Annotated in this window: 13 protein-coding genes; 10 read left to right on the forward strand and 3 right to left on the reverse strand. The window is 58.1% G+C overall.

The window, feature by feature from the left end; genetic code table 11:
- Positions 1 to 157 precede the first annotated feature (157 nt).
- The 4 genes from P0O24_RS03045 (at position 158) to P0O24_RS03060 (ending at position 3,334) form a co-directional block, all read left to right on the forward strand.
- Positions 158 to 505, forward strand: a complete 348-nt coding sequence (locus P0O24_RS03045) for a hypothetical protein (RefSeq protein ID WP_316968264.1) — start codon at positions 158 to 160, stop codon at positions 503 to 505.
- A gap of 22 nt (positions 506 to 527) precedes the next feature.
- The gene (locus tag P0O24_RS03050; protein WP_316968265.1) at positions 528 to 1,880 is read left to right on the forward strand and encodes a radical SAM/SPASM domain-containing protein; all 1,353 of its coding nucleotides are present in this window, start codon (positions 528 to 530) and stop codon (positions 1,878 to 1,880) included.
- 321 nt (positions 1,881 to 2,201) lie between these two features.
- Entirely contained in the window at positions 2,202 to 2,939 is a 738-nt protein-coding gene (locus P0O24_RS03055) for a proteasome assembly chaperone family protein (protein WP_316968266.1), read from the forward strand.
- A 5-nt stretch (positions 2,940 to 2,944) separates the two neighbouring features.
- On the forward strand, positions 2,945 to 3,334 hold the full coding sequence (locus tag P0O24_RS03060) for a DUF473 domain-containing protein (RefSeq protein WP_316968267.1): 390 nt from the start codon (positions 2,945 to 2,947) through the stop codon (positions 3,332 to 3,334).
- A gap of 96 nt (positions 3,335 to 3,430) precedes the next feature.
- On the opposite strand, the gene arsM is transcribed toward P0O24_RS03060, so the two are convergent.
- The 3 genes from arsM to P0O24_RS03075 all read right to left on the reverse strand — a co-directional run bounded on the left by arsM (position 3,431) and on the right by P0O24_RS03075 (position 5,510).
- Positions 3,431 to 4,258 (reverse strand): arsenite methyltransferase, encoded by an 828-nt coding sequence (gene arsM, locus P0O24_RS03065; RefSeq protein ID WP_316968268.1) that lies wholly within the window; start codon positions 4,256 to 4,258, stop codon positions 3,431 to 3,433.
- A gap of 48 nt (positions 4,259 to 4,306) precedes the next feature.
- Positions 4,307 to 4,606, reverse strand: coding sequence for an HgcAB-associated protein HgcC (gene hgcC / locus P0O24_RS03070; RefSeq protein WP_316968269.1), 300 nt, complete (start codon positions 4,604 to 4,606; stop codon positions 4,307 to 4,309).
- A gap of 193 nt (positions 4,607 to 4,799) precedes the next feature.
- Entirely contained in the window at positions 4,800 to 5,510 is a 711-nt protein-coding gene (locus tag P0O24_RS03075; protein ID WP_316968270.1) for an SIMPL domain-containing protein, read from the reverse strand.
- Positions 5,511 to 5,637: 127 nt separating this feature from the next.
- Here P0O24_RS03075 and P0O24_RS03080 point away from each other — a divergent pair, with 127 nt between their 5' ends.
- From P0O24_RS03080 to P0O24_RS03105, 6 genes are all read left to right on the forward strand, one after another.
- The gene (locus P0O24_RS03080) at positions 5,638 to 6,435 is read left to right on the forward strand and encodes a 2-amino-3,7-dideoxy-D-threo-hept-6-ulosonate synthase (protein ID WP_316968271.1); all 798 of its coding nucleotides are present in this window, start codon (positions 5,638 to 5,640) and stop codon (positions 6,433 to 6,435) included.
- A 136-nt stretch (positions 6,436 to 6,571) separates the two neighbouring features.
- Complete coding sequence (locus P0O24_RS03085; protein WP_316968272.1) at positions 6,572 to 7,723, forward strand: ABC transporter permease; 1,152 nt, start codon at positions 6,572 to 6,574, stop codon at positions 7,721 to 7,723.
- Between the two features lie 107 nt (positions 7,724 to 7,830).
- Complete coding sequence (locus tag P0O24_RS03090) at positions 7,831 to 9,033, forward strand: ABC transporter permease (RefSeq protein WP_316968273.1); 1,203 nt, start codon at positions 7,831 to 7,833, stop codon at positions 9,031 to 9,033.
- A 4-nt stretch (positions 9,034 to 9,037) separates the two neighbouring features.
- Positions 9,038 to 10,192, forward strand: a complete 1,155-nt coding sequence (locus P0O24_RS03095; protein ID WP_316968274.1) for an ABC transporter permease — start codon at positions 9,038 to 9,040, stop codon at positions 10,190 to 10,192.
- Positions 10,193 to 10,242: 50 nt separating this feature from the next.
- Entirely contained in the window at positions 10,243 to 10,968 is a 726-nt protein-coding gene (locus tag P0O24_RS03100) for an ABC transporter ATP-binding protein (protein ID WP_316968275.1), read from the forward strand.
- Positions 10,969 to 11,113: 145 nt separating this feature from the next.
- Positions 11,114 to 11,344 (forward strand): TRAM domain-containing protein, encoded by a 231-nt coding sequence (locus P0O24_RS03105; protein ID WP_316968276.1) that lies wholly within the window; start codon positions 11,114 to 11,116, stop codon positions 11,342 to 11,344.
- Positions 11,345 to 11,571: the final 227 nt, after the last annotated feature.

Consider the following 11,571-nt stretch of genomic DNA (forward strand, 5'->3'; position numbering starts at 1 on the left):
TTGGATCAAACGGTTCACATATTCTGATTATGGCCTTTATATGGTTTCCAATTAGTTACCATAAGATATAAATGTTATTCCTCTAACATATGCTATATTCAAGAAAGCCAATTTGAAGATGCGGGACAATTTGGCGAGAATGTAGAGGTGGAAGGATATGGAAGAAGACGGCTTGATGACCCCTGAAGAGTTCAACAGGTTTTTTGCCTTGGTTCTCAAGGACAAGGACTTTCGGGACGAGTTGAAGCGGGACGGATTTGGAACTTTGGAGAGATTCGGATTTTGCGTCAAGGTGCCCCCCGAGATACGGGCCAGCCTTGCCAGGATCGTCGATGGGCCGGGCTTAACCGCAGCAAATCGGTGTGGGACGTGTGGAGTATGTGGCCTTTGCTCCCTCTGCGGAAGCATAAACGCCGGTTCAGGAAGTGCGTTCTTGTGGGCCACTTTCTTCCTGGGGGGGAGTTTCACGAGCCAGACATCGGCTCGACCCGGCTACGATTGTTGAAGGTCCATGGGATGATCGGAAAATGACGAGCGTCTGGGATCAATACCCCATCTTGCAGCCTGGCAATGATATCCACCTGAATATGAAGGGTGGCACCCTCTTTATGGGTTACGATCCCATCTCGCTCAGCATCGAAGAGGCAGATTTTCTCGCGGCTTGCGATGGTGTCCATAAGGTGGTTGATGCCGTTCCTCGATCATGGAGCGAGGACTATGGAGATCTCAAGTTTCTGATGCTCATATCCCGTCTTGTTAGCTCTGGGCATCTCATCTTGGCAGATGAGCCGTCGCAAAGCAGCATTAGAATCACTGGATCGAGATCTGCCTACATCCCGCCGCATATGAGCATCGAGCTCACGGCCGGATGCAACTTGAGATGCCGTCATTGCTACCGCGAGAGCGAACCGAGCAAAGACGAGTATATGCCGACGGAGACTCTCCTAAACGTGCTGGAGAGGCTTGCAGAATCTGGGCTACGATCTGTGGAGCTTACCGGAGGAGAGCCACTTTTGCACAAGGATTTCCTTCGGATCCTCTCATTTTGTGCAGATAGATTTGAACTCGTAGGGGTTCTCTCCAACGGCACTTTAATCACCCATGATATGGCTGAAAGGTTCAGATCCTTAGGGGATAGACTCCTTCTGAGCATAAGCTTAGATTGCTCAGAAGAGGACGCTCATGATCTGCGAAGAGGAGTCCCTGGAGCCTTCAGGCGAACAGTCGATAACATCAAGCTTCTCAGCGATCTTGGTGTCAAGGTGCGGGTATCGATGTGCGTTGACGAGGAGAGCTTCAGCGATATAGAGAAGACTTTGCTCCTGGCAAGGGATCTCGGGGCCGCGGCGTTCAGCTATACCCCAGTTTTGCCCCTCGGCAGGGGGAGGGAGTGGGCTCCACCGGGATGGAACCTGGATGGGAGAGAGGTGATGCAGGCGGAGGAAGAACTCGCAAGGAGATATCGGGGATTTTTGTCTGTACTATCTGATGAGGCCGTATGCAGCCTGGAGAAGGAGGAGGGCTGCGGAGCCGGTTATAGAACTTATGCCATGGACCCCTGGGGCAATATTCGCCCCTGTGCCACCTTCGGCCCGGAGGAGATGGTCATAGGAAACCTCGTGGAAGGGGAGATCGAAGAGGTCTTCAGCAACCCTCTGACGGAAGCCCTTGCTGGGGCCCGCGTCCCTGGCAATGAGGTCTGCGGGGACTGCGAGATGTCGCTATTCTGTCGCTATTGCATCCTCAGAGGGATCCTGGGGAGCAAAATGGTCCGGGACTGCAGCTGGATAAATCTTCCATCCTCAAGGCGGATTTTAAACATCTCCACTTCGGTGGAGGCCTCCGAAATGGGTCATATGTCGCTCGATAACAAAATTTGATCCATTGGTCATCGGTTAAGAGAAGAATCGCGATGAGGCAGCGATCTCGGTAGCAAGTACGGTGAGATTGGCTTGGTCAAAAAGGCTACAGCAAGTCAGTCTTGAAATTGGATTAAATCTAGATGACGCATAATTCGTGTGAAAAATAGCAATATTGTGTAGCTTAAACTCCTTAACCGATGACCCATGAAATTTGATCAACCCTAAAGCCCGCTCGGGTCGCACCCTCTCAGGATATGATCATGATCAATTCTCTTTCAGATGCTATTTTGAGTGAGAAGACCGATGTTCTTATCACCCATCAGAGGGTAAGATATTTTCATGACTGACGAAGTTCAGGTCAGAGCTGAAAAGCCTCAGTCCGAGAACCCGGTGGTCATCGAGGGGTTCCCGGGGATCGGGCTGATCGGAAATATCGCAAGCCAGTACGTCATCAACAAGCTGGAGATGGACTACCTCGGCGCCATAGATTCGAGGTTCTTTCCGCCGATGTCGGTCCTGGTGGGGGGTCTGGCCCACCTCCCCGTGAGGATCTACGAGAAGAAGGACCTGGGCGTGGTGGTGGTCAGCTCCGACATACCCGTCCATCCGGCCGCCTCCTACGACCTCGCCCGGGGGATCGTATCCTGGGCGGAGTCTATCGGGGCGAAGGAGATGGTCTGTCTTGCGGGGATAACGGTGATCGGCGAAGAGCAGCGGGTCTTCGGCGCCGCCACCACCGAGGAGATGCTGGAGAGGATAAAGGGCCAGGTGGAGGTCTTCGAGTTCGGGACGATATCGGGGATCTCGGGGTCTGTCATGAACGAGTGTCTCCTCCGGAAGGTGCCGGCGGTATGTCTCCTGGGGGAGACCCACAGCATGGCCCCCGACCCGAGGGCCGCCGTCGTCACCGTCAAGATGCTCAACACCCTCTACGGCCTCAACGTCGATACGACGGAGCTGGAGGAGAGGGCAGATGAGATCGAGCTGCAGATGCAGAAGCTGGCAGAGCAGGTTCAGAGCTCCTCCGCCGAAGAGGTTCCGGGGAGAAAAGAGCTCCAGTTCCCGATGTACGGGTGATGATCATGGAATGCGTAGCACTTACGGGGATATCTAGACAGGTGATCAGGGAGCTATTGGCCAACGGGATCAGGACCCTGGAGATCAGAAGCCCCAACAACTTCATTGCACTCCTCCAATCGGGCCCCGGAGACGTCATATTCCTGACGGAGGCAAGCGGCCCCGACGTCGTCACCGGGACCGGGGGGATGCTGGCGAGGATCAGGGAGATCCAGATGGTGACCCACAAGGTCGTCCAGGCGGGGGCCGACTTCTATGAAGAGAGGGAAGCTCAGGCGTCCCGGGTCCAGCTCGCCATGGTCGGTCACGGCCGGGTGAGGGGCGCAAAGGGCTTCAAGCTCGGGTCCCCGACGGTCCTGGAGGTGGACGCCGTCTGCTACTACGACGCGGGATGAGCAGCGGCCTGCCGTGGCGAGATCATCGGATCAAAAAATGGCCGTCCGGCAGCATTCGAAGGCTGTCGGACCCTTACATTTTAGGACCCCTATATTTTATGCAGTCACCGGCTTTACAGCCCGGACCGTCATGCTGACGATCGCCTTCTCGCCTCCCTTCAGCTCTTCTTCGGATATCTCCAGCCCATCCAGGATCTTCCGGTCTGCGGGACCGCAGTTCACGCAGTCGAGGGAGAAGGCCGCCTCCTCCATCACCCTGACGTCTTCGAAACCCGCCGATCTCATCGAGGCGAGATACTCTTCTTTCTCCGCCGCCCCGGAGACGCAGCCGACGTAGGCTTCGACAGATTCTCTGATGAATTTTGGAAGTATCCCATGGAGGACGATGTCGGAGACGATCATCCTCCCTCCGGGGCGCAGGACCCGATAGGCCTCTTTGAAGGCCGCCTTCTTATCTGGGACGAGGTTGATGACGCAGTTGGAGACGATCAGGTCGACGGACCCGTCCTCTACGGGGAGGGACTCGATCTCCCCAAGCCTGAACTCCACATTTTTGTAGCCGCCCCTGGAGGCGTTGGCCTCCGCCCGGGCGACCATCTCCCCCGTCATGTCCACCCCTATAACCTTCCCCGCCGGTCCGACCCTCTCCGATGCCAGGAAGCAGTCGAAGCCAGCCCCTGACCCCAGGTCCAGAACCGTCTCACCCTCCTGGATCGAGGCGATGGCGATGGGGTTTCCGCAGCCGAGACCCAGATTCGCTCCCTGGGGTGCAGAGGCCAGATCATCCTTTGAATATCCTATCTTCTTTCCTACCTCTCTCGGCTCTGCCGTCCCGCAGCACGAGGACGAGCAGCAAGATCCCGCCTCCCTCGCCACGCGGCCGTACCTGTCCTTCACGACCCTCTTGACGTCATCATCTTTCATATCCTCACCATCGACGAGCATAACAAAAATATAAGAATTTATATATAATCATACTCGGCCCTTGAAGAGGTCGTTGATGACGGGGCCGAGGATCGACTTCACCATCTCCTCCATCTCCTCGGCCCTGATCAGGGCGAGGCAGCATATATCGCCGTCCTGACCCTTAATGGAGACCACCGCCAGCTTATCGCCAGCCCTGATCTTCGCCCTCTCCCGTACGTCCTTGGGGAGGACCATCTGCCCCCGTTCGTCGATGCTGACGATCGATTCCACTCTGCAGCAGCTCGATCTTCCCGATGGGCAGCAGTCCTCTTTGTCTCTTCCGCCTTTCTCAATCCTTGGAGCCAAAGTCGCACCTCATCTCTGGTTGGTCAGAGGATCTCTGAATATTAAAACTTTTCTGAAAAATCAGATTATGCTGAATATGGTGCCGGGTTTGGCAGGTTTGACGAGTCGGGATGGTCCGCTCCCTTCCGGTGATCTGAATGAAGGTGGTGAAAAATCGGAGGGGGTCCGCCCTGGGGCGTACCCCTCGGCCCGGTCAGGGGGGTGTGACTACTTCGCTTTGGATCTCGTAGGTGATGGTGACCGTCGCGGTCACCATCACGTCCCCGGGGACGATCGGAGTCATCGCAGAAGCGTCGGCGGCGAGGTATGCCCTGCTCTCAGCCATGGGGATGGGCGAGTATCCGCCCTCAGATATCGAGAGGACCCTCCCCAGGCTCACCCCGGCGGCCTGCGAGATCACCCCTGCCTTCCCCATGGCGTCTACGACTGCCTCCACCAGCGCCTCCTCCTGGACGGGCTTCGGGTCCTGGAGAGCGAAGGTGACGCTCTCGACGGTGTTCGCCCCCGCCCCCACCGCTGCGTCCAGGAACGCTCCGATATCCATCTCATCGGCGAGGTCTAATGTGAAGGTGATCTGGTTATTTACCTCGAAGACGACCTTATCCGAGAGCCTGCCGTCTATCCAGTCCCTGGTGGGAGAGATGGAGAACCGGGATGTCTTGATCTCCTCCTCGGGGACCCCGGCCGCCTTCAAGGCCTCTATGGCGTCGACCATCATCCGTCCGTTCTCTGCTACCGCCGCTGCGGCGCTCTCGTCCCTGGTCTGGACCCCCAGAACGATGGTGACGATGTCGGCGTCGGCGGTCGCTTCGCCGGTGCCGGAGACCGCCAACGTCGATACGTCGGATCCGTCGTCGGCCCCCAAAGAGGAGGACCCAGACGCCAAGAGCACTATCAATCCCAATAAAACGGCTTCGAATATTCTCATAGACAATCCCCATTTATGATAGATCCTAAAGTAATTAAATAATTCGGTCTATTTCAGAACTGACCATCACCTTTTAATCTCAACTCTCCAAAGCCCTTCCCCCATGAGGAACGTCGGAAAGTCCATCAGGATGGAGAGGATCTTCAACAGGAGGACGGGCAGGACGGTCATCGTCCCCATGGACCACGGCCTGACGGTGGGGCCCATCGGAGGGCTGATCGACCTGCAGGAGGCTGTCAACAGGGTGGCGGAGGGTGGGGCTAACGCCGTCCTCGGCCACATGGGCCTCCCCCTCCACGGCCACCGGGGCTACGGCCGGGACGTGGGGCTGATCGTCCACCTATCCGCCAGCTCCAGCCTCGGCCCCGATCCAAACCACAAGGTCCTGGTCACCGAGGTGGAGGACGCCATCAGGATCGGGGCGGACGCCGTCAGCATCCACGTCAACGTCGGGGCCGAGGACGAGGCCCAGATGCTCATGGATCTGGGCCGGGTCGCCCGGAGCTGCGACCGCTGGGGGATGCCGCTCCTCGCCATGATGTACCCGAGGGGTCCGAAGGTCTCCTCGGAGCACGCCGTCGAGTACGTCAGGCACGCCGCCCGGATCGGTGCCGAACTCGGCGTCGACATCGTCAAGACGAACTACACCGGATCTCCCGAGACCTTCAAGGAGGTCGTCAAGGGCTGCAGCGTCCCCGTGGTGATCGCCGGCGGCCCCAAGATGGAGACGGAGCACCAGGTCCTGGAGATGGTTCGCGACTCCATCAGCGTCGGCGGCGCCGGCCTCTCCATAGGCAGGAACATATTCCAGGCCCAAGACCCGACCCTCTTCGTCAAGAGGCTCTGCAAGGTCGTCCACGAGAACTACTCGGTGGAAGAGGCGGAAGAGGTTCCCCTCTGAGACCTCTCTCTGAGACCTCTCTCTGATATCTCGTCTTATCGCAACTTTGATCGGACGGGTCGGAGACGGCGGGACTTTATAAATAGGGTCGGGCAGCTAGGGTAAGGGAGACCAAAATCCCCCGAGATGAGATCTCTTGTTCGAGCTTTACGCCGCAAGAAAGCACCTCACTGCCCGGAGGAGGCAGACCCTTTTAGCGGTGGGTGCCGTCGCCCTCGCCGTCACCATCACCATCCTCTTCCGGTCCCTGATAAACGGCTTTGAGGGTACGATCAACGACATAATCTTCCAGTTCGTCCCCCACGTCACCGTCCTGCCCAAGGACGGCGAGAGCCGGATATACCTCTATAAGACCCTCCTCGATGCGGTCTGGACGATCCCGGGGGTGACGGCCGCCTCCCCGGCTCTATCGACGGCCGCCTCCCTATCCTATGGCGGGAAGGTCGAGAACGTAGTCCTCAGGGGGGTCGTTCCCGACGAGCTGAACAAGATATCGAGGATAGGCCTCGACTACATGGTGGAAGGAGACCTCGACTCCATCGAGACCGGGAGGAGGGTTGCCCTGGATAGGGAGATGGCGGAGCGGTTGGATTTGAAGCTCGGCGATACCGTCAGGGCGAGCTTTCCCGACGCCAGGACCTTGAACCTCGTGGTGACGGGGATCTTCGACACCGGGGGCTTCTCGACGAACTACGCCTACGTCTCCATGAAGACCGCGAGGGACTTCCTCGGGGAGGGGAGCGTCATAACCGAGGTCCAGATAAAGCTCGATGACATATACCGGGCCGACGAGGTGGCAGCTTCACTCAGAGAGCTGGGCTACAACGCCGAGAGCTGGCAGAGCCAGTCGGGGATCGTCGAGAGTATCCAGAGCCGTCGGCTCTCCAACACCATGATCATGCTCCTCGTGATAATCATCTCCGCCTTCGGGATCGCCAACATCATGAACCTCCTGGTCCTGGAGAAGACTAGGGAGATAGGGATGATGATGGCCATGGGAGCCACCTCATCGATCATCCGGAGGATCTTCCTCATAGAGGCCGGCGTGCTCGGTCTAGCCGGCGGTACTGCGGGCTGCCTCATAGGCTACGGAATCGCAGCCTACGTCAACAGCCTCGCCATCGCATTATCCTCCGGCCCCGGCTTCTCGATCTATCTCAACTTCGTCGTCGATCCCCGGGACCTTCTCATCTTCCCCCTGGTCACCCTCCTCCTCTCCGTAGCCGCCGGGGTCTACCCCGCTCACCAGGCATCGAAGCTCGATCCCGTCGTCGCCCTCCGGGGGTGACCGCAGGGTTCTCTTGGGTGGAAGGGCCTATCATATCCCCGGCTCTGGTTGGGGAGATGGAGGTCGATGGAGCCCGATCTTTTTAAATAAGATCCGAAGAACGGTTATTGGCGTCGTTGATATTCCGCCTGATATCTGGGGGGGATCCCTTCCTCGAGCTCTTCGTGGCGATCAAGCACATAAGAACCAGAAAGAGGCAGACAGCCCTCGCCGTAGGAGCCGTAGGCCTAGCCGTTGCTATCATCATAATCATGAGGTCGCTGATGAACGGGAGCTTCGAGACCTTCTTCCAGATAATCTTCGAGCTGGCACCCCACGTCCTCGTCACCCCCAAGGACGGAGAGGAGCAGATATACCTCTACAAGACCCTGATGGAGTTCATCTGGACGATCCCCGGGGTCGTGGCCGTCTCTCCCGCCCTCAGCACCACGGCCGCCCTCTCCTTTGAGGGGAAGGTCGAGAACGTCGAGATGGAGGGCGCGATCCCCGAGCAGCTGAACGTCGTCACCAGCATCGGCGACAAGTACATGATCGAGGGGGACCTGCGGGGCATCTCCAGCGGCCGAAGGGTCGTCCTGGGGGAGGAGATGGCCCGCAGGCTGGACGTGAAGATCGGGGACGACGTCGTCGCCAGCTTTCCCGACGCCACCACCATGAACCTGGTGGTGGCGGGGGTCTTCAGGACGGGGGTCGAAGAGTGGGACCGGTCTGCCTTCGTCTCCCTCGATACGGGGCAAAAGTTTCTTGGCGAGGGGGACGTCATAACTTACATAAACGTCAAGACCGCCGACCCCTATCGGGCCGACGAGATCGCCGCCGAGATCTCGGCCCTCGGATACGAGGCAGAGAGCTGGAGGACGCTCTTTCCCGAGTTCGAGGAGACCCTCGCCTTTGAGAAGTTCTCCAACAACCTGATCCTGGCTCTCTTGCTTCTGATCGCCTCCTTCGGGATCGCCAACGTCATGAATATGGTAGTCCTCGAGAAGACGAGGGCTATAGGGATGATGATGGCGATGGGCGCCTCTTCCTCCACCATCAGGAGGATATTTCTCATCGAGAGCGGGTTCCTGGGCATCGCCGGCGGAGCCTTCGGGACCGTCGTCGGTTATGCCATATCGGTCTACCTGCACAGCCAGGAGTACGTAATAACAGCGCCCAACGCCCCTCAGCCGATATTGATCCAGTTCATCGTCGATCCCGTGGACCTCATCGCCTTCCCGCTACTGGCGCTGGCCTTGAGCATGGCGGCGGGGGTCTACCCGGCCCACAAGGCGTCGCATCTGGACCCTGTAGTCGCCCTGCGAGGTTGAAGAGATGTTCGAGCTATCGATCGCAGAACGGCATATCCTCGGAAATCCAAGGATGGTCCTCTTCACGGTCCTCTCCGTCGCACTGGCGGTGGGGGTGATCGTCGTCCTGATAGGGATCACCGAGGGGTATCGAGAGAACATCATCGAGAACACCGTCGAGAACGCTCCGCATATAACGATAGGGCCGAAGGAGGGGGAGGACTACATCCACCTCTACAGGACCGTTTCGGGGATGGCGTCCGGGAGTCCAGGGGTCATCGTGGCTTCGCCGAGGGTCTCGGGGATGGCGGCCGCAAAACACAAGAACAACGTCGAGGGGGTGACCTTCATCGGCGCCGACCCGGTACTGGAAGATATGCTCCTGAGGGTCAGAGACGACGTCATCTCCGGCGACTACGGCGACCTGCGTTACAGGAGGCTCGCCGCCGTGGTGGGGACCGACCTCGCCGACGACCTGGACCTCAATGTTGGAGACAAGTTCAGGATAACGAGGCGAGATTCGACCCTCCAGGTGACGGCGGTCGGTATCATAAGGACCGGAACGGGGCTCGACAGGTCCCTGGTATACCTCCCCCTCGATACCGCCCAGGAGCTCCTGGGGGAGGGGGACGTGGTATCCGAGGTGGGGGTGAGGCTATCGGACATATATGCAGCCCCCACTGTCGCCGCCGACCTCAACGAGAGGACCCTCTACAAGGCCGAGAGCTGGCAGGAGAAGAGCAGGGAGATCCTGGAGCAGCTGGACACCCAGCAGATCTACTCCTATATGTTCTACCTCTTGATATTCATAATATCGGGCTTTGGGATCGCCAATACCATGATAATGATAATAAGCCGCAGGACCAAGGAGATAGGGATCCTGATGGCCATGGGCGCCACCAGAAGGTCTATCATGAAAGTCTTCGTCCTGGAGTCCGTCATCCTCGGTCCTCCCTCTGCCCTCCTAGGCGGCGGCCTCGCTTACGTTGCGGCAAAGCTGATAGGTACGATCGAGGTTCCGGCGGAGATATACATAGCCACCCGGATGACCGTCGTCCTGGACTTTGGGACGTTCCTCTATGTCGCCCTCTTCGCCGTTCTCGTAAATTTCCTGGCGGGGATATACCCCGCCTTCAAGGCCTCCAGGCTCGACCCCGTGGAGGCGATAGCTACAGAATGAAGCCCATCACCCGATTGGCGAAATATAATAAATTTGGAGGCGATTTGGCTTTGAGCAAAATCATCGATATCAAGAAGCTGCGGAAGGTCTATGGAGATGGCGTTGAGCTGGTGGCCCTGGACGACGTCGACCTGACGATCGAGGAGGGGGAGGTTCTCTCCATCGTGGGGCCCAGCGGAAGCGGCAAATCGACCCTCCTCAACATGATCGGCCTATTGGACACCCCCACCTCCGGGGAGATCTGGCTGAAGGGGCAGAATATAACGAAGGCGACCCCGGCGGAGAGGGCGAGGCTGAGAAATAAGGAGCTGGGGTTCATATTCCAGTTTCACCACCTCCTTCCCGAGTTCAACGCCGTAGAGAACGTGATGATGCCCCTCCTCATCGCCGGCGTCGAGAGGAAGGAGGCGAGGCAGCGGGCGATCGCCCTCCTGGAAGAGGTGGGGCTCGGCGACAGGCTGAACAACAGGCCCAACCAGCTCTCCGGCGGCCAGAACCAGAGGGTGGCGGTGGCCAGGGCGTTGGCAGGCCACCCCTCCATCGTCATCGGCGACGAGCCGACGGGTAACCTCGACACCAAGAGCTCCGACATGATATACGAGCTGCTGAGAAAGCTCAACCGCGAGATGAACCAGACCTTCATCCTCGTCACCCACGACATGGCGATGGCGGAGAAGACGGATCGTATCCTCCGGCTCGTCGACGGGAGGATAGTCTGCGAGATGAGGAGGGAGGGGGACGAATTCGTCTCCCATGACCTCTGCCATCTGGATTGACGGAAGATGGCGACGGATCCGCACCCCCGACCGTCGTCCCCTCGCCTCAGGTTCGGGGGGAATAGATTTAAATAACCCCCTCGCATAGTCGGATGACGTGCGAGGCTGTGCTTTTACGGTTTTTCGCAAAATGGATGTGAAGTAATTGTACGGAGACAATCGAGGATCCTTCAGCAGTGGCGGGTTCACAGACTCTTCTCCAGTTGAAGCTGGAAAGACGTACGAAGTGGAGATTGAGGACATATCAAGGCAGGGGGACGGCATCGCCAGGGTTGAGGGCTTTGTCATCTTCGTCTCAGATACGAAGGTCGGAGACAAGGTCACCATATCGGTCGACAGGGTCATGCGAAGGTTCGCAATAGCCCACAAGGTCTGAAATTATCTCTCCTTTGATATGAAATGGCCGGCGCAACCTCTTCGCCGCGCCAAACCGTTTTAATGGAGGACGATCGCCCTCGTCCCGTTTTAACGTTCCAGTTCCATTTCCTCGTTCCATTTCCTCGTTCCATTTCCTCGTTCCATTTCCTCGTTCCATTTCCTCGTTCCATTTCCTCGTTCCATTTCCTCGTTCCATTTCCTCGTTCCATTTCCTCGTTCCATTTC

The organism is Candidatus Methanocrinis alkalitolerans (assembly GCF_029167205.1).
GTDB lineage: Archaea > Halobacteriota > Methanosarcinia > Methanotrichales > Methanotrichaceae > Methanocrinis > Methanocrinis alkalitolerans.

What these genes read in the sequence shown, in the direction of transcription:
- P0O24_RS03045 (WP_316968264.1), top strand. Translation starts at nt 158, where the DNA reads ATGGAAGAAGACGGCTTGATGACCCCTGAAGAGTTCAACAGGTTTTTT.
- arsM (WP_316968268.1), bottom strand. Translation starts at nt 4,258, where the DNA reads ATGAAAGATGATGACGTCAAGAGGGTCGTGAAGGACAGGTACGGCCGC.
- P0O24_RS03095 (WP_316968274.1), top strand. Translation starts at nt 9,038, where the DNA reads ATGTTCGAGCTATCGATCGCAGAACGGCATATCCTCGGAAATCCAAGG.
- P0O24_RS03050 (WP_316968265.1), top strand. Translation starts at nt 528, where the DNA reads ATGACGAGCGTCTGGGATCAATACCCCATCTTGCAGCCTGGCAATGAT.
- P0O24_RS03055 (WP_316968266.1), top strand. Translation starts at nt 2,202, where the DNA reads ATGACTGACGAAGTTCAGGTCAGAGCTGAAAAGCCTCAGTCCGAGAAC.
- P0O24_RS03060 (WP_316968267.1), top strand. Translation starts at nt 2,945, where the DNA reads ATGGAATGCGTAGCACTTACGGGGATATCTAGACAGGTGATCAGGGAG.
- P0O24_RS03080 (WP_316968271.1), top strand. Translation starts at nt 5,638, where the DNA reads ATGAGGAACGTCGGAAAGTCCATCAGGATGGAGAGGATCTTCAACAGG.